Origin of the sequence: Burkholderia sp. SJZ089, assembly GCF_007828315.1 — a bacterium.
GTDB lineage: Bacteria > Pseudomonadota > Gammaproteobacteria > Burkholderiales > Burkholderiaceae > Burkholderia > Burkholderia gladioli.
Genome location: NZ_VIUM01000007.1, coordinates 305,033 through 325,434, shown reverse-complemented (window position 1 = coordinate 325,434; position 20,402 = coordinate 305,033). Strand labels below are relative to the sequence as shown.

Sequence of the window (20,402 nt, the reverse complement as noted above, 5' to 3'; positions counted from 1 at the left end):
GAACCGGGAAACCCGATCATGAAAGCGATTGTCTTCAAGGAATTCGGCGACGCCGAGGTGCTGCGACTCGACGAGGTGCCGGCGCCCGAACTGCGCGCGACCGACCTGCTGGTGCGCGTGCGCGCGGCCGGCGTCAACCGCGCCGATCTCACCCATCGGCGCGGCGGCTACGGCCGGCCCGACTTCGGCGATTCGACGCTGATGGGGCTGGAGATCGCCGGCGAGGTGATCGCCATCGGCGATCAAACGAGCGGCTATCGCGTCGGCGATCGCGTGATGGGCGTGGTGGGCGGCGGCGCCTACGCCGAGATCGCGCGCATCGACTACCGGATGGCGATGCCGGTGCCGGCCGCGCTCGACGACGTGCACGCGGCCGCGATCCCCGAGGTGTTCGTCACCGCGCACGAGGCGCTGATCCACCTGGGCCGGCTGCAACGCGGCGATTCGGTGCTGATCCACGCGGCGGCGGGCGGCGTGGGCTCGGCGGCCGTGCAACTGGCCTACGCGAGCGGCGCGAGGATTTTCGCGACGGCCGACGCGCCGAAGCTCGAACGCGTCGTGCAGCTCGGTGCCGATCACGCGATCGACTACCGCGCCGAGGATTTCGGCGAGGTGATCGCGCGGACCACCGAGGGGCGCGGCGTCGACGTGGTGATCGACTTCATCGGCGCGCCGTATTTCGAGCGCAACCTCGGCGCGCTCGGCCATGGCGGCCGGCTGGTGCAGGTCGGCATCCTCGGCGGCGGCGGCAAGGTCGGCGTCGAGCTGGAGCGGATCCTGTACCGCCATCTGCAGATCCTCGGCACGGTGATGAAATCGCGGCCGCAGGTCGAGAAGCATGCGATGGTGCGGCGCTTTCGCGAGCACTGGCTCGAACGTTTCTCGGGCGGCGCGAGCCTGGAGCCGGTGGTCGACAGCACCTTCCCGCTGGCGCGCGCGGCCGACGCGCATCGCCGGATGGAAAGCGCGGCCAACGTCGGCAAGATCATCCTGACGATGGGCGACGGGGATCTCGTGCCGGCGGCTTAATCACAGGCATGGTTTCGATATCGATGTGCAACTAACGGTCTATCCGGCCGGCGCCCGCCTCGTTGCCGGCGTCGTCCCGGACGTGATGGGCTCCGGTTCGCCACCGCGAGCCGAAGCCGCGCGCGACATGGCCGACAGCGGGGCCGGATCGCGCACCGGGCGCCGGAATTCGTCAGACCGTACAAAGTGGTAGGATTGCCCTCGGACCTTTCCGGGATAAAAACGCGACCGCGCGGTCTTCGCCGCGAGCGCGTTTTTTGTTCCTCGGTCTTCCCGTGCCCGGCCTCGCGCCGGGCTGCCCATATCGCCCGAATGGAGAATCTGCCATGTCCAAGTGGATCAAGCCTGCCTACACCGACCTGCGCCTCGGTTTCGAAATCACGATGTACATCTCGAATCGTTGATTCGAAGCCTCTCCCAAGGCCATATCTAGCCTCGGTTCGCCGGGGCTATTTTTCTTGTGGCCGGCCGTCGCCCGCTCGCGGTGGCCGGCTCCTCACCGAATTCAGGCATGCACATACAGATCCTCGGCTCCGCGGCCGGCGGCGGCTTTCCGCAATGGAACTGCAACTGCGCGAACTGCGCCGGCTTCCGTGACGGCAGCGTCGAGGCCAGGGCGCGCACCCAATCGTCGATCGCGATTTCCGACGACGGCGTCTCCTGGGTGCTCTGCAATGCCTCGCCCGACATCCGCGCCCAGCTCCAGCAGTTCGCGCCGTTCCAGCCGGGCCGCGCGCTGCGCGACACCGGCATCGCCGCGATCGTGCTGATGGACAGCCAGATCGATCACACCACGGGCCTGCTGAGCCTGCGCGAGGGCTGCCCGCTCGACGTCTGGTGCACCGACATGGTCCACGAGGACCTCAGCACCGGCTTTCCGCTGTTCACCATGCTCTCGCACTGGAACGGCGGGCTGCGCTGGAACCCGGTCGAGCCGGATCGCGCCTTCACGATCGCCGCCTGCCCGAACCTGCGCTTCACGCCCTTCGTGCTGCAAAGCGCGGCGCCGCCGTATTCGCCGCATCGTCACGATCCGCATCCCGGCGACAACATCGGGCTGGTGATCGAGGACGCGCGCAGCGGCGGCAAGCTGTTCTACGCGCCGGGCCTGGGCGCCGTCGACGAGGCGCTGGCCGCGCGCATGGCGCAGGCCGATTGCCTGCTGGTGGACGGCACGCTCTGGCACGACGACGAGATGCAGCGGCGCGGCGTGGGCACGCGCACCGGCCGCCAGATGGGCCATCTGGCGCAGAGCGGCCCCGGCGGCATGCTCGAGGTGCTCGAGCGCTTCCCCGCGCAGCGCAAGATCCTCACCCACATCAACAACACCAACCCGATCCTCGACGAGCGGTCGCCCGAGCGCGCGGAACTCGCGCGCCGGCAGGTCGAGGTCGCGTTCGACGGCATGCGCATCGATCTCTGAACGCCGTCGCGGCGGCGCGCGGCGCGGGTTTGCCGCCCGCCGCCGCGCCGCGTTTTGCTGCGCCACTCCCGCGGGCCCGCCCGTATCGAAACCGGAATGCAAGCCATCATGAGCCAGACCGCCCTGAGTCCTGAGCAGTTCGAGCAGGCATTGCGCGCCAAAGGCGCCTACTACCATATCCATCACCCGTATCACGTCGCGATGTACGAAGGCCGCGCCACGCGCGAGCAGATCCAGGGCTGGGTGGCCAACCGCTTCTACTACCAGGTCAACATCCCGATGAAGGACGCGGCGATCCTCGCCAACTGTCCCGATCGCGAAGTGCGCCGCCAGTGGATCCAGCGCCTGCTCGACCACGACGGCGCGCCCGGCGAGGACGGCGGCATCGAGGCCTGGCTGCGCCTGGGGCAGGCCGTCGGGCTCGATCCCGAGCAGTTGCGCTCGCAGGAGCTGGTGCTGCCGGGCGTGCGTTTTGCTGTCGACGCCTATGTCAACTTCGCGCGCCGCGCGAGCTGGCAGGAAGCGGCCAGCAGCTCGCTGACCGAGCTGTTCGCGCCGCAGATCCATCAATCGCGGCTCGATACCTGGCCGCGCCACTATCCGTGGATCGATCCGAGCGGCTACGAATACTTCCGCTCGCGGCTGGGCCAGGCCCGCCGCGACGTCGAGCACGGCCTGCAGATCACGCTCCAGCACTACACGACGTTCGAATCGCAGCAGCGTATGCTGGAGATCCTGCAGTTCAAGCTCGACATCCTGTGGACCATGCTCGATGCCATGTCGATGGCCTACGAGCTGAATCGTCCGCCCTATCACACCGTCACCGCCGACCGCGTCTGGCACAAGGGAATCGCGCCATGAGTTTCGACCGACAACGCACGCCGGCCTGGCGCCGCGGTTATCGCTTCCAGTTCGAGCCGGCGCAGGACGCGCACGTGCTGCTCTATCCCGAAGGCATGATCAAGCTGAATGAAAGCGCGGCCGCGATCGGCGCGCTGATCGACGGCCAGCGCAGCGTGGCGGCCATCGTCGCCGAACTCGACGCGCGGTTCCCGGGCGTGCCCGAGCTCGGCGAGGATGTCGAGCAGTTCATGCTGGTCGCGCTCGACAAGCACTGGATCGAGCTGGCCTGATGAACGAGGTCATCGACAGCGCGACGGCCGTCGCGGCCGGCACGCAGGCCAGCCCGGCGGCATCGCCGGCCCCGGCCGCGCCCGTCGGGCTGCCGCTGTGGCTGCTCGCGGAAGTGACCTATCGCTGCCCGCTGCAGTGCCCGTATTGCTCCAACCCGCTCGACTTCGCGCGGCAGGGCGAGGAGCTGGGCACCGCCGACTGGGTGCGTGTGATGGGCGAGGCGCGCGCGATGGGCGCCGCGCAGATCGGCTTCTCGGGCGGCGAACCGCTGGTGCGCCCCGACCTGCCCGAGCTGATCGCCGAGGCGCGCCGGCTCGGCTACTACACCAACCTGATCACCTCCGGGATCGGCCTGGACGAAGCCAAGCTCGACGCCTTCGAGCGCGCCGGGCTCGACCACATCCAGATCAGCTTCCAATCCAGCGACGAGCAGGTCAACAACATGCTGGCGGGCTCGGACAAGGCCTTCGCGCACAAGCTGGCGATGGCGCGCGCGGTGAAGGCGCATGGTTATCCGATGGTGCTGAACTTCGTCACGCACCGCTACAACATCGACCACATCGACCGCATCATCGAGCTGTGCATCGCGCTCGAGGCGGATTTCGTCGAGCTGGCGACCTGCCAGTTCTACGGCTGGGCCTACCTGAACCGCGAGGCGCTGCTGCCCACCCGCGAGCAGCTCGCGCGGGCCGAGCGCATCACCAACGACTACCGCGAGAAGCTGGCCGCGCAGAACCATCCCTGCAAGCTGATCTTCGTCACGCCCGATTACTACGAGGAACGGCCCAAGGCCTGCATGAGCGGCTGGGGCAGCATCTTCCTGACCGTCACGCCCGACGGCACGGCGCTGCCCTGCCACGGCGCGCGGCAGTTGCCGATCGCGTTCCCGAACGTGCGCGAGCACGACCTGCGCCACATCTGGTACGACTCGTTCGGCTTCAACCGCTTCCGCGGCGAGGACTGGATGCCCGAGCCCTGCCGCTCCTGCGACGAGAAGCAGAAGGATTTCGGCGGCTGCCGCTGCCAGGCCTACATGCTGACCGGCGATGCCGCGAACGCGGACCCGGTTTGCGGCAAGTCGCCCTATCACCCGGTGATCCTGCGCGCGCGCGACGAAGCCGTGCAGCCCCGGCCGACCACCTCCCATCCGCTGATCTTCCGCAATGCCAAGGAATCCCGCCGACTCAAGCCATGACGCGCCGCGTGCGCGCCTCACCGCCGCCGAGGCCGTGGCCGCCGGCCGCGACTTCGTCGAACTGCAGGCCGGCCCGGCCGGCGTGTTCTGGACCGAGTACGATCCGGCCGACGCGATGTGCCGGATCTGGCGCGCGCGCGACGGCGTGATCGAGGCCGTCAGCCCCGACGGCTTCAGCGCGCGCGGCCGCGTCTATGAATACGGCGGCGGCGCGTTCTGCCTGGCCGGCGAGCAGGTGGTGTTCGTCAACGAGCGCGACCAGCGCATCTACCGCTTCGCGCCCGGCAGCCTGGCCGCGCCCGAGCCGCTCACGGCGGAAGGCTTGCGCTACGGCGCGCTGCGTCACGCGCGCGGGCGGATCCTGGCCGTCGAGGAGGAGGGCGACACGCATCGGCTGGTCTCGATCGGCCTGTACGACGGCTCGCGCGAGCTGCTGGCGGAGGGCGCCGATTTCTACGCCGCGCCGGTGCTGAGCGCCGACGGCCGGCAACTGGCCTGGATCGAGTGGCAGCATCCGCATCAGCCCTGGACCGCCACACGCCTCAAGCTGCGTCGCTACGCGGCCGACGGCGGCGTGCTCGACGAACGGACCCTCGCGGGCGAGGGCGACGACGAAGCCCTGCAGCAGCCCGGCTTCGACGCCGAGGGCCGGCTGGTCTGCCTGAGCGATCGCGCCGGCTTCTGGCAGCCGTGGCGGCTGGAGGGCGAGCGCCTGGTGGCGCTGCCGGCCGAGGCCGGCGATCACGCGGGCGCACCCTGGCAGCTCGGTGCGTCGAGCTGGCTGCCGCTGGCGGGCGGCGAACTGTTCACGACCTGGTTCGACGAGGGCTGGGGCCGCCTCGGCCTGCGCGCGGCCGACGGCACGCTGACGCGGATCGCGCCGGAATACAGCCTGTTCCAGCAACTGGCCGCCGACGAGACGCATTGCTACTGCCTCGCCGCCTCGCCCGAATGCCCGGCCGCGATCCTCGCGATCGACCGGCGCGAGCGTCGTGTCGAGGTATTGCGCGAGGTCGCGCCGCTGGTGCCGGTCGAGCGGATCACGCGGCCGCTGCCGCTGCGCTTTCGCAGCGGCGATCGCGATGCCCATGGCTACCTGTACCTGCCCGCCGCTGAGCAGGTGGCGAGCGACGGCGCGTCCGCCGAGCCGCCGCCGGTGGTGGTGTTCGTGCACGGCGGCCCGACCTCGGTCAGCCATCCCGTGTTCAGCCCGCGCTTCGAATACTGGGTGCAGCGCGGCTTCGCGATCGCGCTGCTCAACTACCGCGGCAGCAGCGGCTACGGCCGTGCGTTCCGCCAGGCGCTGCACCTGACCTGGGGCGTGGCCGATGTCGACGATGCCTGCGCGCTGGTCGAGCACCTGGCGGCGCAGGGCCTGGTGGACCCGCGGCGCGCCTTCATCCGCGGCGGCAGCGCGGGCGGCTACACGGCGCTCTGCGCGCTGGCGTTCCGCGACGTGTTCCGCGGCGGCGCGAGCCTGTATGGCGTGAGCGATCCCCTGCAGCTCGACGCGCACACGCACAAGTTCGAGGCGCGCTACCTGCGCTGGCTGATCGGCGATCCGGTGGCCGATCGCGAGCGCTACCTGGCGCGCACGCCGCTGGTCCATGCCGACCAGATCCGCGCGCCGGTGGTGTTCTTCCAGGGCGAGCTCGACGCGGTGGTCACGCCCGACCAGACGCGCAGCATGGCCGAGGCGCTCGACGCGAACCGCGTGCCGAACGAGGTGCATTACTACGCCGACGAGCGCCACGGCTTCCGGCGCGCGGTGAACCAGGCGCATTCGCTCGAGGCCGAGCACGCGTTCTACCGGCGCATCCTCGACGGCGAGATCTGAGCGCGGAAGAATGTCGCCGCAATGAACAAAGGCCGCCCGAGGGCGGCCTTTGCACTGTGCGCGGAGCGATTCCGGGGAATCGCTCCGGCGGGGCTGCTTAGAAGCGGTGACGCAGGCCGAGGTTGACCATCGTCTGCGAGTTCGTGCCGGCATAGCCGTACGAGCCGATCGACGCCTGGGCCGCGACCACGTTGCCCGTCACGCTGTCGCGCGTGGTGCCGCTGGCGTGCTGGTAGGCGGCCGTCATGTAGATGTCGGTGCGCTTGGACAGCGTGTAGTCGGCGCCCAGCGAGGCCTGGTGGTAGGTGGCCGAGGTGTCGCCGCTGGCCTTGGTGTAGCTGTAGCCGACGCCGAGCAGCAGGGCCGCGGTGGCCTGGTAGTTCAGGAAGCCCTGGCCGGTGTTGTAGCGCTCGTTCTGGCCGAACAGCGAGGAGCCGTCGCGACGGTACTGCGCATTGCTGTAGCCGCCGCCGAAGGTGAAGGCGCCCCACACGTACTGGCCGGCGATGCGGGCGATGCCGATCGAGTGCGCGGTCTGGTAGCCGAGGTTGATCGGGCCGTCGAAGGTGCCGTCCGAGGTGCTCGACCAGGTCGAGCGCGGGCCGAGGTCGGCCGCCGTGTTGGTGGCGTAGTAGTAGCCGCCGGCGACGCTGAGCGGGCCGCCGTTGTACGACAGCGCGGCTGCGTACGACTGCTTCGAGCCGGTCGAGCCGGCCACGCCGCCGAACGAGTACATCGCCTCGAACTGCACGCCGGCGAACAGCGGCGAGGTGTACTTGACCGCGTTGTCGACCCGGAAGCTGTTGTCGTAGTTGTCGACGTCGCCGGCCGTCGCGAAGGCGCTGCCGAAGTAGTTGTCGGCCGTGATCGGCTGCACCAGGTCGATCAGCGGATCGTACTGGCGGCCCAGCGTGAGCGTGCCGAGGCGGTCGCTGGCGAGGCCCACGAAGGCCTGGCGGCCGAACTCGCGGCCGCCCTGGCCGAGGCCGCCGGTGCTCGGGTTGAAGCCGTTCTCCAACTGGAAGATGGCCTTCAGGCCGCTGCCGAGGTCCTCGCTGCCCTTGATGCCCCAGCGCGATCCGGACAGGTTGCCGGCGCTGCTGTTGCCGAGCAGCCAGGAGTTCTTGGCACCGTCCGCGTGATTGATATAGGTGAGCGACGTGTCGATCAGGCCGTACAGCGTCACGCTCGATTGCGCGTGGGCCGAGCCCATCGCCGCCAGCGAGGCGAGCGACACCATCGTCAATGCGGTGCGTTTCATGTCGGTCAATCTCCTGTAGTGGATGCTGTTGCGTGTGGTGGTTTTGGAGTGACGTGAGACTAACCAGACAGATTTAATTGGCAAAAACGAAATTCAGTCTTGTATCGAAAACAATACAAGCCGATTGCGGTGAAAGATTTGTTAACTTATTTGAATTATTATCGATTTTTGTATTAATTGAGCGATGGAGATCGTTTGGGTCGCCGTGCTTCGCATGGAATTGGAAACAATCCTGCCCAAGGATTGAGCAGGAAGGACCTGCGCCGGGATTGATTTTTTTCCTGCAATGATTAATTAACCAAATCGGTTCAATAGGCGACTGGGAAAGATGATAGTGTGCGTCCACTCGTCCTTACTCTGGTGGGTAGACAGACGAGTCCACGCTTGAGCGGCTTCGGCCGCTCTTTTTTATGCGCGCGTCCCCAGTTTTGGCAATACTGCATTTCGATTTTTAATCGGAATTCGTATTGCCGATGGAATCGGCTTAAAGCCGGCATGATTCGTTCGCCGCGCTTGTCGGTCCGCGCCGCGCCGCGCCGATCCCGGTTTCCTTTGCGCGCGCTTGCACCGGCACGACGCCGAAGTGTCAGCCGGAAACGGCATGACAGTTCCTGCCCGGCGCGATCGAACCGTCCCTGTTGCTGCCTGCCGGCTGCGCGATAATCGTCCGCGCGGGTTGCCCGCCCGCTTGGCCCCTCCCATTCCGGCAACGTGCCCCCAGGACCCAGGATCGTCACCATGTCCGTCGAAGTGCTCTCGAATCTCGGCGTCGCGTTCGCCGTCTATCTGGTCGGCACGGTGTCGCCAGGCCCCGCCAACCTGTCGATCGCCAATACCTCGCTGCATGACGGCCGCAAGCCCGGCTTCGCGATGGCGGCCGGCGTGATCAGCGGCTCGCTGTGCTGGGGCGTGACGGCGGCGGCCGGCATGTCGGCGCTGCTGATGTCGTACCGGCAATGCCTGATCGCGCTGAAGGTGCTGGGCGCGGTCTACCTGCTGTGGCTCGCCTTCAAGGCGGTGCGCGGAGCGTATTCCAAGCAGGATCCGCTCGCCGCGGCCGCGCCGGCTCGCGGCGATCGCCTGATGCGCTTCTACCTGCAGGGGCTCGGCATCCACCTGACCAATCCCAAGGCGATCCTGACCTGGCTGACCGTCACCTCGCTGGGGCTGTCGCCGCACGCGCCGGCCTGGACCAGCTTCGTGCTGGTCGCCTGCTGCGCGCTGCTGGGCGCGGCGATCTTCGCCGGTTACGCGCTGGTGTTTTCGGCCCGCGCGGCCGGACCCTTGTTCGCGCGCACGCGCAAGGCCTTCGGTTTGTTCTGCGGGGGTTTTTATTGCGTGCTGGCGGCGGGGTTCATCCGCTCGATCCGCTCGTGAGGGAAGGGGCGCGGGACTCGCCCTGTTCTCTTGCGTCACGGCATTCGCATTCCGTCGCCCCCTCATAAGCATTGCCGATTTCAATGGTTGGTGCCGGCCGCACCCTTCCTTAATCTTGGCGACCAGCCTTGCCGCCCGGCTCGGCATCCTCCGAGGTCGCCATCGATGTCGCATCGTTCCTTCCCGCCATCCTCGCCTGCGCGCCGTCGCGCGCTGCGCTCGCTCACGGGCCTGGCCGGCACGGCGCTGGCGAGCCTGGCCGCGCCCACGCTGACGCGGGCCGCGCCGGCCGAGGCGGATCTCTCTAACGTCACGCTGGTGCTCGGCGACCAGGCGGGCGGCCTGCGCGCGCTGGCCGAGGCCGCGCGCGTGCTCGACGGCACGCGCTACCGCTTCCGTTGGGCCAACTTCCAGGGCGCCGCGCCCCTGTTCGAGGCGCAGCGCGCCGGTGCCATCGATCTCGCTCCGGCCGGCGACCTGCCGGTGCTGACGGCGGCGCTGGGCGATCCCGACCTGCGCATCGTCGCGACACGCGCCGGTTCGCCGGCCTCGCTCGGCATCGTGGTGCAGCCCGATTCGCCGGTGCGCAACGTCGCCGACCTGAAGGGCAGGACGGTGGTGGTCTCGTCCGCGCGGGGCAGCATTTCGCAGTACCAACTGTACGGCGCGCTCGAGGAGCGTGGTCTGTCGCGCACCGACGTGGAGGTTCGCTTCGTGCTGCCGGTGGATGCCTTCGCGGCCTTCGAGTCGAAGCGCATCGATATCTGGGCGACCTTCGATCCTTATTACGGCCACGTGGTGCGACGCGGCGCGCGCGTGCTGCGCGACGGCAGCGGCATCAATTCGGGGCTCGGCTTCCTGACCTCGCCTGCGCCGACCCTGGCCGATCGCGCCAAGCGCGCCGCGCTCGCCGACGTGCTCGCCAGGCTCGAGCAGGCGGGCCGCTGGGCGCTCGCGCATCCGGCCGACTACGCGAAGGTTTATGCCTCGCTGACGCGCCTGCCGCTCGACGCGGCCAGCGACATCACCGGGCGCGCCTCGGTCGCGCAGCGCGCCGTGACGCCCGACGACATCGCGACGCTGCAGCGCGTTGCCGATCGCGCCCAACACGACGCGATCCTGCCGGCGCGCGTCGACGTCGCCGCGATCTCGGTACGCGACGTGTCGCGCGGCTGAGGCCTTCCGCGTCGCCGCCTCGCGCGCGACGCGCATCCATTCCCCCGCCGCCGCGACACGCTTCGCGGCGCCTTCCCCCGCCCCTCATCGCTTTCCCCTACGCGTTGCTACGTAGCGTGGATACGTAGTTGTGCGCTTGTCCGCGCGGTGCCGAACGCGAACAATACGCGGCAGTGCCGAGCCCCTTGCCGGGCGCGCGCCACCCCCGCCGGTTCGCGTGCAAGATCGCACGCGACGACGTCGAACAATAGCCAGGAGACACCATGAATCGGGCTTCCGGAACCCTGCTCTGGAGCGCGATCGCGCTGCTGGGCGCCTTTGCCTTCGGCACCATCGCGCTCGCGCACGGCGAGCGCATCAGCGCGCTGTGGATCGTGATCGCCGCGGTCTGCGTCTATCTGATCGCCTACCGCTTCTACAGCCGCTTCATCGCCAGCCGCGTGGTGCAACTCGACGGCCTGCGCATGACGCCGGCGGTCAAGTACAACGACGGCCTCGACTACGTGCCGACCAACAAGTACGTGCTGTTCGGCCATCACTTCGCTGCGATCGCAGGGGCCGGGCCGCTGGTCGGCCCGGTGCTGGCCGCGCAGATGGGCTACACGCCCGGCATGCTGTGGATCCTGGCCGGCGTGGTGTTCGCCGGCGCGGTGCAGGACTTCATCGTGCTGTTCATCTCGACGCGCCGCAACGGCCGCTCGCTCGGCGACCTGGTCAAGATGGAGCTCGGCACGGTGCCGGGCGTGATCGCGTTGTTCGGCGCCTTCCTGATCATGGTGATCATCCTGGCGGTGCTCGCGCTGATCGTGGTGAAGGCGCTGACCAACTCGCCCTGGGGCACCTTCACGGTCGCGGCGACGATTCCGATCGCGATCTTCATGGGCATCTACACGCGCTACATCCGCCCGGGCCGCATCGGCGAGGTGTCGATCATCGGCTTCGTGCTGCTGATGGCCTCGATCGTCTACGGCCAGCATGTGCACGACACGCCGGCGCTGGCCGCCTGGTTCACCTTCACGGGCACCCAGCTGACCTGGATCCTGATCGGCTACGGCTTCGTGGCCTCGGTGCTGCCGGTCTGGCTGCTGCTCGCGCCGCGCGACTATCTCTCCACCTTCCTCAAGATCGGCACCATCCTGGGCCTGGCGATCGGCATCCTGGTGGTGGCGCCCGAGCTGAAGATGCCGGCCTTCACCAAGTTCGTCGACGGCAGCGGCCCGGTCTGGTCCGGCAACCTGTTCCCGTTCCTGTTCATCACGATCGCCTGCGGCGCGGTATCGGGCTTCCACGCGCTGATCTCGTCGGGCACCACGCCCAAGCTGCTCGACAACGAGAAGAACGCGCGCCTGATCGGCTATGGCGCGATGCTGATGGAATCCTTCGTCGCGATCATGGCGCTGGTGGCCGCGAGCGTGATCGAGCCTGGCATCTACTTCGCGATGAACGCGCCGGCCGCGGTGCTCGGCACCACGCCCGAGGCGGTCGCGCAGACGGTGACGCAATGGGGCTTCATGCTGACGCCCGACATGCTCACGCAGACCGCCCAGGCGGTGGGCGAGACCACCATCATCGCGCGCGCCGGCGGCGCGCCGACGCTGGCGGTCGGCATGGCGCAGATCCTGCACCAGGTGATCGGCGGCCAGGCGATGATGGCCTTCTGGTATCACTTCGCGATCCTGTTCGAGGCGCTGTTCATCCTGACTGCCGTCGACGCGGGCACGCGCGCGGGCCGCTTCATGCTGCAGGACCTGCTGGGCACCTTCCACCCGGCGCTCAAGCGCACCGAATCGCTGCCGGCCAACCTGGTCGCCACCGCGCTGTGCGTGGCCGCCTGGGGCTACTTCCTCTACCAGGGTGTGGTCGATCCGCTGGGCGGCATCAACACGCTGTGGCCGCTGTTCGGCATCTCGAACCAGATGCTGGCCGCCATCGCGCTGATGCTCGGCACCGTGGTGCTGTTCAAGATGAAGCGCGAGCGTTACGCCTGGGTCACCATCCTGCCGACCGCCTGGCTCCTGATCTGCACGCTGACGGCCGGCTGGCAGAAGATCTTCGACGCGAACCCGAAGGTCGGCTTCCTGGCCCACGCGGCCAAGCTGCAATCGGCCGTCGACGCGGGCAAGGTGATGGCGCCGGCCAAGTCGCTCGAGCAGATGCAGCGCATCATCCTAAATGACCGCATCGACGCGGCGCTGGCGGGCCTGTTCATGTTCGTGGTGATCAGCGTGGCGGCCTATGGCGTGCTGGCGGTGCTGCGCGCGCGTCGCGAGGCGCGGCCGACCACCAAGGAAACGCCGTTCGAACCGCTGCCGTCCGCGCAGGCGCTCGGCAGCGGCCGCTGAACCACCGGCGCGGGAGGCCGTCATGTTTACCGATCTCGGCGACGAACTGCGCTCGGCGGGGCGCTACCTCGGGCAGGCCTTCCGCCTGATGGTGGGCGTGCCCGACTACGACACCTATGTCGCCCACGTGCGCGAGACGCATCCCGACCGCGCGCCGATGAGCTACGAGGAGTTTTTTCGCGAGCGGCAGAACGCGCGCTACGGCAGCGGCGCGGGCAAGTGCTGCTGATGATCCTTTGCGCGCGCGGGTAGCCGCCGCGCCGCCATCGCAGATCGCTCGATCGACTACACGGCCGCGTTCCTCACGCGGCCATTTTTTTGCCGGCGAGCTCTCGCCGGCTTCTCTACTCGGGCTGTCGTTGCGTCGCATATCGATGCGGGCGCAACGGCTCGCTTCGCGTCGCCAACTCCACCCGCCTCAGGTTTTCCCTTGTCGTGCCGTCATACGATTCGAATCCATTTCGTCCGGAGTGCCGTCCCGATGTCCGAAAACCGTTTCGTCCTGCGGCTCGCCGAATCCGACCTGACAGCCGGCGAACCCCTGCCGTGGCCGCTGTTCGATGCCGGCGGGCGCGAGTCTCGATGCCGAGGAGATCGCTTTCCTGTTCGCGCGTTTCGCGCCGGCGCGCCGCGCTGATGGCGACGCGCCGCGAGCAGCACCGCGAGCGGGCGAGGCGCCGGAGGCAGCCGCGCCGTCCGAAGCGGCGTTCGCCGCGCCACGCCTGAGCCTGCCCGCCGACGCGACGCTCGGCCTGCGCCGGCGCGCTGGCTCGACGCGCCAAATGAGCCGTTTCCGGCTGCTTGGTGTGCATCCGGCCGGGCCGCTGTTCGTGCGGCCTCTGCAGCCGCGCGCGGTGGACCTGACGCCGGGCGAGGCGATCGAGGCGATGGCGATCGGGCAGTCGGCGGTCTACTGGTTCACGGCCTTCGTCGAGGCGGTGGCATTCGAGCCGGCGCCGTACCTGATCCTGTCGGCGCCCGGCAAGCTCAAGCGCGTGCGCGAGCGGCGCGCCGCGCGCTATGTGCTGTCCGGCGTGCAAGGTATGGGTCTGGTGCCCGACTTGAGCGCGAGCGGCCTGTCGATCGCCGCTGATCGGGAACTGGGCAAGGCAGGGGAGAGCGTGCGGGTCACGCTGCCGGTGGCGGCCGGCGATGGCGAAGTGGAGGCGCTTGCGTTGGCCGGCACCCTGCGCGGGCTGACGCATCAGCCCGAGGCCGCGCCGGCCTGGCTGCATCATGTCGCGCTCGACGCGATGGCCGAGGCGGATCTCATGCGCCTGAAGGCGGCGCTGTTCGACTGGTCCCTGTCCGCCTGAGCGGTTCGCCTGTTGTGCTGTCCGCCTGGATTCTCGATCCGGGCTCCGGCCGCGAGGCGGATGCCGAAGCCCGGTGATGCGCGATGGCGGCGCTGCCGCGCCATCGTCGTCCTTGTCGTGTGTCAGTGTGCCCGGCGCGTGCTGCGCGTCGCGGCCTCGAGGCGGCCTTCCTGCCAGACATCGGCGAGCCGGCTGCCGAGGCGATACGGATTCGGTCGGCGCGCGAAGTAGTCGGCCACGCCCTGACGATAGGCGCCGTAGAGCGTGAGCGGCGGCATGTCGACGCCAGGCAGTGCCTCGGCGCGAACCGGTGCGGCGCGGCGCGATTCCATGATCAGCGTATCGCCGTCGATCACGTCGAAGTCGTTGATATCCAGCAGCGGGTGGGCGACGCCTGCGATGTCCATGTGAAGCTCCACATACGTGGTGATTGGCCGTGTTGCAGGCTTTTACGCAATAAAGATGCCAATCGAAAAAAACGTGTGGAATCAAGGCCTGGCTTTAACAAATGGGCTGGCGCGCGGCGGCGGTGTTACGTCCGCGTAACGTGACGCGGACTCGCCGAGGGCGACGTCGCGGGAGGGCCAAGGAAGGGCGCGGCGGGGATGCGGGCGGCGGGAGGTTGTGCCGCCTGCGGACAAAAAGAGGCCGCTCGCGAGGAGCGGCCTGCTAATCGTCTCAACTCTGCAGGTTGGGCACCTAGGGGCAGCGCCCAACGAATCCATTGTGTCCCATGACAGGCGGTTTGGATATGCGCTGGCGCTTATTTCCACGGCAATGTCTGTCGCATGTCGTGTTTTGGCGCTTGCGCGCCGTGCCGCTGTTTCAGAGCACGCCCAGCGCATGCAGCGTCGCGAACAGCGCCGCGCCGCCGGCGATCAGCACCAGCGCGTTGACGCGGGTGCGCATCACCAGCGTGGTGGACACCAGCGCCGTGGCGATCGCGATCCAGCCGCCGTCGAGCCCCTGCACCAGCGTATAGACGGCCGCCAGGATCAGGCCCGCCGCCACCGGCCGCAGGCCCGCCTGCAGCGCGAGCTGCCAGGGCGCGTCGTGGTGTCGCGAGGTCATGTGGGCCACCGCGATCATCAGGAAGGCGGTCGGGCCGAACAGCGCGAGCGTGGCCACCAGCGCGCCGGCCACGCCGCCCACCTGGAAGCCCACCAGGGTGGCGAGCAGCGAGCCGGGGCCTGGCGCCAGGCGCGCGATCGCGAAATCGTTGACGAATTGCGCGTGCGTCATCCAGTGGTGGACGTCGACCACCTGCCGCTGCATGTCGGCGATGATGGTCTGGCCGCCGCCGACGGTGGCCACCGACAGCGGCGCGAACATGGCGAACAGCGCGTAGAGGGTACGGGACATGGTGCCGGCCTCAGTCGCCGCCGCGTCGCAGACGCCGGTACTCGTAGCCGACGTTGAGCACGCCGGCCGTCAGCACGGTCCACAGCACCGGCACCTTGAATACCGCCACCGCCACGAAGGTGGCCGCGAACACCGCGTAGGGCACCACGCGGCGCGGCAGGCGACGCGCGGCCGTGAGCGCCATCGACAGCGACAGGCCGATCGCGGCGGCGGCCGCGCCGGCCAGCGCGATGTGCGCGATCGGGTAGCGCGTGATCTCGGCGAACAGCAGGCCGAGCAGCACGATCACCACGGCGGGCGGGAAGATGATGCCGCAGAAGCCGGCGATCGCGCCGGGCCAGCCGCGCAGCCGGTAGCCGATCCAGATCGCCAGGTTCTTCACGTTGACGCCGGGCAGCGCCTGCGACAGCGCCAGGCCGTCGAGGAATTCCTGCTCGCTGAGCCAGCCGCGATCCTGGACGAACTCGCGCATGAACCAGCCGCTCAGGCCGCCGCCGAAGCTGGTCAGGCCGATGCGGGAAAAGATCAGGAACAGGCCGAGGGTGGTCGGCCGCTGCGGGTCGGGCGTGCTGGCTGTCATCGGGAACCGGGCGGGCGGTGGCGGGCGGGGCGAAGTGCGGCTGCCTGCGCGCCGCACCGGCCGACGATAGCATCGCGGCGCGCCGGGCGGCAATCCGGGATGGTCGCGGGCAGGCGCGGCGCGGGATGCGGCGGCCCGCGTCTTGCCGCCTCGCCGGGCCTTATCGTGCCGGGCGATGGCGCTTGGGCGGCCGATCCGGTGTTGCGGCGTCGCGCGCGGCGGCCGGCGTGTCGCCTGCCGTTCTCGCCCTCGCCCTCGCCCCCGGCGCGGCTTCCGGCGCCGACAGCACGCGCGGCTGGGCGAACTCCCCCGCGATGAAATCCACGAAGCTGCGCACCCGCGCCGACATCTGCAGGCGCCGCGGATAGACGGCATAGATATCGGCGGCCGGCGTTTCGTAGCCCGGCAGCACCAGCACCAGGCGCCCGTCGGCCAGGTAGTCGTGGATATCCCATTCGGCGCGCATCAGGATGCCGTGCCCGTCGAGCGCCCACTTGACGGCGATCTCGCCGTCGTTGGTGGTGAGGCTGCCGCCGATGCGCACCGCCTCGGTGGCGCGCGCGGCGCCGCGTGCCTGGTTCAGCCGCCAGACGCCGTAGGCCTCGTCGCCCTGGCGGATGCCGATGCAGTTGTGGCGCGCCAGGTCGGCCGGCTTGCGCGGCATGCCGCGCTCGGCCAGATAGGCGGGCGAGGCGCACAGCAGCCGCCGGTTCGGCGCGAGGCGCCGCGCCACCACGCGCGTGTCGGGCGGCTCGCCGAAGCGGATGCAGACGTCGAAGCTGTCGTCGGTGAGCGGCGGCGGCGTGACCGACAACTGCAGCTGCACCTCCACCTCGGGATAGCGCCGCGCGTAGCGCGAGATGGCGGGGCCCACCGCGCTGCGTCCGAAGCCGAGCGTGGCGTTCACGCGCAGCAGGCCGCGCGGCCGGTCGTTCGAGCGCGACAGCAGCTCGCCCAGTTGCTCGATCTCGTCGAGGATGCGCCGCGCGCGTTCCAGGTAGACCTCGCCCTCGGGCGTGAGCGCCATGCGCCGGGTGGTGCGGTTGACCAGCGCGACGCCGGCGCGCTGCTCCATCTGCGCCAGCCGCTTGCTGACCGCGGCCGGCGTCAGGCCCAGTTCGCGCGCGGCGGCGCTGAGGCTGCCGGAGGCGGCCAGGGTCGAGAAGAAGGCGAGATCAGCGGGCTGGACGGCATCGCTCACGGCGCTCACTTGTGAATGGAAGTTAAAGATGCTTTGAGTCTAGCACCGGTTTTCGCGGCGGCCGGCGCGTTACCGTGTGTCCACCAACAGACAGTCAATCGGAGACACCCGCATGAAGACCTACCGGATCGCCACCATTCCCGGCGACGGCATCGGCAAGGAAGTGATTCCCGCCGGCCGCCGCGTGCTCGAGGCGCTGGCCGCCGCCGACGCCGGCTTTCGCTTCGACTTCGAGGATTTCGACTGGGGCGCCGACTACTACCGCCAGCACGGCGTGATGATGCCGGCCGACGGCCTCGACGCGCTGCGCGACAAGGACGCGATCCTGTTCGGCTCGGCCGGCGACCCCGACGTGCCCGACCACATCACGCTGTGGGGCCTGCGCCTGAAGATCTGCCAGGGCTTCGACCAATACGCCAACGTGCGGCCGACGCGGATCCTGCCCGGCATCGACGCGCCGCTCAAGCGCTGCGGCCCGGGCGACCTCGACTGGGTGATCGTGCGCGAGAACTCGGAAGGCGAATACGCGGGCGTGGGCGGGCGCGTGCACCAGGGCCACCCGATCGAGGCGGCCACCGACGTGTCGATGATGACGCGCGCCGGCGTCGAGCGGATCATGCGCTTCGCGTTCCGGCTGGCGCAGTCGCGGCCGCGCAAGCTGCTGACGGTGATCACCAAGAGCAATGCGCAGCGCCACGCGATGGTGATGTGGGACGAGATCGCCGCCCAGGTCGCCAGGGAATTCCCGGACGTGAAGTGGGACAAGGAGCTGGTCGACGCCTCCACGGCGCGCATGATCAACCGCCCGGCCTCGCTCGACACCATCGTCGCCACCAACCTGCACGCCGACATCCTCAGCGACCTGGCCGCGGCGCTGGCCGGCAGCCTGGGCATCGCGCCGACCGGCAACATCGATCCCGAGCGCCGTTATCCCTCGATGTTCGAGCCGATCCACGGCTCGGCCTTCGACATCATGGGCAAGGGCATCGCCAACCCGATCGGCACCTTCTGGTCGGTGGTGATGCTGCTCGAGCACCTGGGCGAACCCGAGGCGGCCGCGCGCGTGATGCGCGCCGTCGAGGCGGTGACCGCGAACCCGGCGCTGCATACCGGCGATCTCGGCGGCCAGGCCCGCACCGAGCAGGTGACCGAGGCGGTCTGCGCGCTGGTGACGCACGGCGCGGCGGTGGCCGCCTGAGCAAGCCGCAGGCGGCGCGCCCCGGCTGCACGGCGGCGGGGACGCGCCGCCATCGCGATCAGGGCCGAGCAGGATCGACGAGAGCCCGACGCACCCGAACATCCGGCCCGCGGCGCGATGCCGTGCCGCGCGGCCGCAGGAGACATGCATGCAAACCGATATCGAGCGCCGCGTCACCCGCAAGCTCATGTGGCGGATCATTCCGTTCGTGATGCTGCTCTACTTCGTCAGCTTCCTGGACCGCGTCAACGTCGGCTTCGCCGCGCTGACCATGAATGCCGCGCTGGGCCTCACGCCCACCGCCTTCGGCCTGGGCGGCGGGCTGTTCTTCATCGGCTACTTCCTGTTCGAGGTGCCGTCCAACCTGATCCTCAGCAAGGTCGGCGCGCGCGTCTGGATCGCGCGCGTGATGATCTCGTGGGGCATCGTCTCGGCGGCCTCGGCGCTGGTCACCGGGCCGGCCAGCTTCTACTCGGTGCGTTTCCTGCTCGGCGTGGCCGAGGCGGGCTTCTTCCCCGGCATCATCTACTACCTCGCGCAGTGGTTCCCGACGCGCCAGCGCGCGGTCGCGGCGGCCTGGTTCATGGCGGCCGCGCCGATCTCGACGGCGCTCGGCTCGCCGCTGTCGGGCGCGATCATGCAGTTGCCGCCGATGTTCGGCCTGGCCGACTGGCAACTGCTCTACGTGATCGAGGCGGTGCCGGCGGTGATCCTCGGCTTCGTGGTGCTGCGCGCGCTGACCGACCGGCCCGCCGACGCGCGCTGGCTGGCCGACGAGGAACGCGCCTGGCTGATCGACAAGCTGCGCAGCGAATCCGATGCGCGCCAGGCGCGCGTGGGCCACACCATCGGCCCGATCGCCGCGCTGCGCGACCCGCGCGTGCTGGCGCTCGCGCTGATCTACTTCGGCACCTCGGCGGGGCTCTACACGCTCGGGCTGTGGGCGCCGCTGATCATCCGCCAATACGGCTTCGGCAGCCTGCAGACCGGCTTGCTGAACGCGATCCCGAGCGTGCTCGCGGTGGTGGCGATGATCCTCTGGGCGCGCCATTCGGATCGCAGCGGCGAGCGCACCTGGCACGTGGTGATTCCCTGCGCGCTGGCCTGCGTCGGCTTCGTGTTCGCGGGCGGCTCGAGCACCATCGTCGGCGTGATTGCCGCGCTGGTGGTCGTCAATGTCGGCATCAGCGCCGCCAAGGCGCCGCTGTGGGCAATGCCGAGCCTGTTCCTGTCGGGCTCGGGCGCGGCGGCCGGGATCGCGATGATCAACTCGATCGGCAACCTCGGCGGTTTCGTCGGGCCATTCGCGATCGGCTGGCTCAAGGGCGTGACGGGTGGTTACGCGGCCGGCCTCTACGTGGTGGGCGCGAGCCTCGCGCTGTCGGCGGTGCTCACCCTGGTGCTGGCCCGGCAATCGCGGCAGGCGGCGCCGGCGGCTGCCGCGGCTGCGCTCGCGGCGGGGCGGCGCGAGCGCTGAGCCGCCGACTCGCCGGATCGAAAGCGGGCGGCGCCGGAAGCGGTGCCGCCCGTTGCGCATGCAGGCCCATGAATGGTGGCGAGCGGGTCGCGATTTCACTTGTTTTCGATTCCGTTCGCGAATCGGAAAACATAGGTAGTTGTTAATCGGGGATTTTTCGTCCTGAGTGACGGCGATTATCTCGATCTTCGTTTCCAAAATAAAAACGACCGGAACCGGCATTGAGTAAATCGCACGAAGCCAGTGCCTGCAAGGCTTTCGTCCAAATAGAGATTGCCGTTCGTGTGATTGTTTTCGTTGATTTCCGTCGCTCCCGCTCCTACTATCCATTCAAACAAAATCCTGAATCCGTCCACCGGCGAATCGCTCGACGATTTACCGGATCTCGAATCCGGACGATTCCTGTCGATCAGGCATTCGCATTTCCCGTTTGATGTCGAAGGACGCGCGCCGCGCATCTTGCCGCGTCGCGCATGCAGACGGCCGTGCCCGCG

At 69.0% G+C, this 20,402-nt stretch carries 19 protein-coding genes; 14 read left to right on the top strand and 5 right to left on the bottom strand.

Annotated elements, in window-relative coordinates:
• The first annotated feature begins 18 nt into the window (after positions 1 to 18).
• The 7 genes from FB600_RS15825 (at position 19) to FB600_RS15795 (ending at position 6,618) form a co-directional block, all read left to right on the top strand.
• On the top strand, positions 19 to 1,029 hold the full coding sequence (locus FB600_RS15825) for an NAD(P)H-quinone oxidoreductase (protein ID WP_145756979.1): 1,011 nt from the start codon (positions 19 to 21) through the stop codon (positions 1,027 to 1,029).
• Between the two features lie 326 nt (positions 1,030 to 1,355).
• On the top strand, positions 1,356 to 1,433 hold the full coding sequence (gene pqqA / locus FB600_RS38080; protein WP_013691668.1) for a pyrroloquinoline quinone precursor peptide PqqA: 78 nt from the start codon (positions 1,356 to 1,358) through the stop codon (positions 1,431 to 1,433).
• Between the two features lie 107 nt (positions 1,434 to 1,540).
• Positions 1,541 to 2,452, top strand: a complete 912-nt coding sequence (gene pqqB / locus FB600_RS15815) for a pyrroloquinoline quinone biosynthesis protein PqqB (RefSeq protein ID WP_145756980.1) — start codon at positions 1,541 to 1,543, stop codon at positions 2,450 to 2,452.
• Between the two features lie 108 nt (positions 2,453 to 2,560).
• Positions 2,561 to 3,313, top strand: a complete 753-nt coding sequence (pqqC, locus tag FB600_RS15810) for a pyrroloquinoline-quinone synthase PqqC (protein WP_145756981.1) — start codon at positions 2,561 to 2,563, stop codon at positions 3,311 to 3,313.
• Positions 3,310 to 3,585, top strand: coding sequence for a pyrroloquinoline quinone biosynthesis peptide chaperone PqqD (pqqD, locus tag FB600_RS15805; protein ID WP_013691665.1), 276 nt, complete (start codon positions 3,310 to 3,312; stop codon positions 3,583 to 3,585). Before pqqC ends, pqqD begins: the two co-directional genes overlap by 4 nt.
• Positions 3,585 to 4,781, top strand: a complete 1,197-nt coding sequence (gene pqqE, locus FB600_RS15800; protein WP_098151425.1) for a pyrroloquinoline quinone biosynthesis protein PqqE — start codon at positions 3,585 to 3,587, stop codon at positions 4,779 to 4,781. Before pqqD ends, pqqE begins: the two co-directional genes overlap by 1 nt.
• Entirely contained in the window at positions 4,750 to 6,618 is a 1,869-nt protein-coding gene (locus FB600_RS15795; RefSeq protein WP_145756982.1) for a prolyl oligopeptidase family serine peptidase, read from the top strand. Before pqqE ends, FB600_RS15795 begins: the two co-directional genes overlap by 32 nt.
• Positions 6,619 to 6,715: 97 nt before the next feature.
• Here the strand turns inward: FB600_RS15795 and FB600_RS15790 are convergent, their stop codons facing one another.
• Complete coding sequence (locus FB600_RS15790) at positions 6,716 to 7,879, bottom strand: porin (RefSeq protein WP_096752104.1); 1,164 nt, start codon at positions 7,877 to 7,879, stop codon at positions 6,716 to 6,718.
• 738 nt (positions 7,880 to 8,617) lie between these two features.
• Here FB600_RS15790 and FB600_RS15785 point away from each other — a divergent pair.
• From FB600_RS15785 to FB600_RS15765, 5 genes are all read left to right on the top strand, one after another.
• Positions 8,618 to 9,256 (top strand): LysE family translocator, encoded by a 639-nt coding sequence (locus FB600_RS15785; RefSeq protein WP_096752103.1) that lies wholly within the window; start codon positions 8,618 to 8,620, stop codon positions 9,254 to 9,256.
• Between the two features lie 165 nt (positions 9,257 to 9,421).
• A complete protein-coding gene (locus FB600_RS15780) occupies positions 9,422 to 10,432 on the top strand; it encodes an ABC transporter substrate-binding protein (protein ID WP_096752102.1) in 1,011 nt (336 codons plus the stop codon).
• Between the two features lie 263 nt (positions 10,433 to 10,695).
• A complete protein-coding gene (locus FB600_RS15775) occupies positions 10,696 to 12,774 on the top strand; it encodes a carbon starvation CstA family protein (RefSeq protein ID WP_105819177.1) in 2,079 nt (692 codons plus the stop codon).
• A gap of 22 nt (positions 12,775 to 12,796) precedes the next feature.
• The gene (locus FB600_RS15770; protein WP_036028571.1) at positions 12,797 to 13,003 is read left to right on the top strand and encodes a YbdD/YjiX family protein; all 207 of its coding nucleotides are present in this window, start codon (positions 12,797 to 12,799) and stop codon (positions 13,001 to 13,003) included.
• A 553-nt stretch (positions 13,004 to 13,556) separates the two neighbouring features.
• Positions 13,557 to 14,090, top strand: coding sequence for a PilZ domain-containing protein (locus tag FB600_RS15765; RefSeq protein ID WP_127837726.1), 534 nt, complete (start codon positions 13,557 to 13,559; stop codon positions 14,088 to 14,090).
• A gap of 122 nt (positions 14,091 to 14,212) precedes the next feature.
• Here the strand turns inward: FB600_RS15765 and FB600_RS15760 are convergent, their stop codons facing one another.
• The 4 genes from FB600_RS15760 to FB600_RS15745 all read right to left on the bottom strand — a co-directional run bounded on the left by FB600_RS15760 (position 14,213) and on the right by FB600_RS15745 (position 17,233).
• Positions 14,213 to 14,497, bottom strand: a complete 285-nt coding sequence (locus FB600_RS15760; RefSeq protein WP_098151421.1) for a hypothetical protein — start codon at positions 14,495 to 14,497, stop codon at positions 14,213 to 14,215.
• Positions 14,498 to 14,915: 418 nt separating this feature from the next.
• On the bottom strand, positions 14,916 to 15,452 hold the full coding sequence (locus tag FB600_RS15755; RefSeq protein ID WP_098151420.1) for a chromate transporter: 537 nt from the start codon (positions 15,450 to 15,452) through the stop codon (positions 14,916 to 14,918).
• A gap of 10 nt (positions 15,453 to 15,462) precedes the next feature.
• On the bottom strand, positions 15,463 to 16,032 hold the full coding sequence (locus tag FB600_RS15750) for a chromate transporter (protein ID WP_098151419.1): 570 nt from the start codon (positions 16,030 to 16,032) through the stop codon (positions 15,463 to 15,465).
• A gap of 160 nt (positions 16,033 to 16,192) precedes the next feature.
• The gene (locus FB600_RS15745; protein ID WP_098153129.1) at positions 16,193 to 17,233 is read right to left on the bottom strand and encodes a LysR substrate-binding domain-containing protein; all 1,041 of its coding nucleotides are present in this window, start codon (positions 17,231 to 17,233) and stop codon (positions 16,193 to 16,195) included.
• 112 nt (positions 17,234 to 17,345) lie between these two features.
• Between FB600_RS15745 and FB600_RS15740 the strand changes: the two genes are divergently transcribed.
• Both FB600_RS15740 and FB600_RS15735 read left to right on the top strand, forming a co-directional pair.
• The gene (locus tag FB600_RS15740; RefSeq protein WP_096752098.1) at positions 17,346 to 18,431 is read left to right on the top strand and encodes a tartrate dehydrogenase; all 1,086 of its coding nucleotides are present in this window, start codon (positions 17,346 to 17,348) and stop codon (positions 18,429 to 18,431) included.
• Between the two features lie 148 nt (positions 18,432 to 18,579).
• Positions 18,580 to 19,908 (top strand): MFS transporter, encoded by a 1,329-nt coding sequence (locus FB600_RS15735; RefSeq protein WP_098182306.1) that lies wholly within the window; start codon positions 18,580 to 18,582, stop codon positions 19,906 to 19,908.
• Positions 19,909 to 20,402 lie beyond the last annotated feature (494 nt).

Bases quoted from the DNA above. Each gene is read 5' to 3' on its own strand.
- FB600_RS15825 (WP_145756979.1), top strand. From the start codon at position 19: ATGAAAGCGATTGTCTTCAAGGAATTCGGCGACGCCGAGGTGCTGCGA.
- pqqA (WP_013691668.1), top strand. From the start codon at position 1,356: ATGTCCAAGTGGATCAAGCCTGCCTACACCGACCTGCGCCTCGGTTTC.
- pqqB (WP_145756980.1), top strand. From the start codon at position 1,541: ATGCACATACAGATCCTCGGCTCCGCGGCCGGCGGCGGCTTTCCGCAA.
- pqqC (WP_145756981.1), top strand. From the start codon at position 2,561: ATGAGCCAGACCGCCCTGAGTCCTGAGCAGTTCGAGCAGGCATTGCGC.
- pqqD (WP_013691665.1), top strand. From the start codon at position 3,310: ATGAGTTTCGACCGACAACGCACGCCGGCCTGGCGCCGCGGTTATCGC.
- pqqE (WP_098151425.1), top strand. From the start codon at position 3,585: ATGAACGAGGTCATCGACAGCGCGACGGCCGTCGCGGCCGGCACGCAG.
- FB600_RS15795 (WP_145756982.1), top strand. From the start codon at position 4,750: ATGCCAAGGAATCCCGCCGACTCAAGCCATGACGCGCCGCGTGCGCGC.
- FB600_RS15790 (WP_096752104.1), bottom strand. From the start codon at position 7,879: ATGAAACGCACCGCATTGACGATGGTGTCGCTCGCCTCGCTGGCGGCG.
- FB600_RS15785 (WP_096752103.1), top strand. From the start codon at position 8,618: ATGTCCGTCGAAGTGCTCTCGAATCTCGGCGTCGCGTTCGCCGTCTAT.
- FB600_RS15780 (WP_096752102.1), top strand. From the start codon at position 9,422: ATGTCGCATCGTTCCTTCCCGCCATCCTCGCCTGCGCGCCGTCGCGCG.
- FB600_RS15775 (WP_105819177.1), top strand. From the start codon at position 10,696: ATGAATCGGGCTTCCGGAACCCTGCTCTGGAGCGCGATCGCGCTGCTG.
- FB600_RS15770 (WP_036028571.1), top strand. From the start codon at position 12,797: ATGTTTACCGATCTCGGCGACGAACTGCGCTCGGCGGGGCGCTACCTC.
- FB600_RS15765 (WP_127837726.1), top strand. From the start codon at position 13,557: ATGAGCCGTTTCCGGCTGCTTGGTGTGCATCCGGCCGGGCCGCTGTTC.
- FB600_RS15760 (WP_098151421.1), bottom strand. From the start codon at position 14,497: ATGGACATCGCAGGCGTCGCCCACCCGCTGCTGGATATCAACGACTTC.
- FB600_RS15755 (WP_098151420.1), bottom strand. From the start codon at position 15,452: ATGTCCCGTACCCTCTACGCGCTGTTCGCCATGTTCGCGCCGCTGTCG.
- FB600_RS15750 (WP_098151419.1), bottom strand. From the start codon at position 16,032: ATGACAGCCAGCACGCCCGACCCGCAGCGGCCGACCACCCTCGGCCTG.
- FB600_RS15740 (WP_096752098.1), top strand. From the start codon at position 17,346: ATGAAGACCTACCGGATCGCCACCATTCCCGGCGACGGCATCGGCAAG.
- FB600_RS15735 (WP_098182306.1), top strand. From the start codon at position 18,580: ATGCAAACCGATATCGAGCGCCGCGTCACCCGCAAGCTCATGTGGCGG.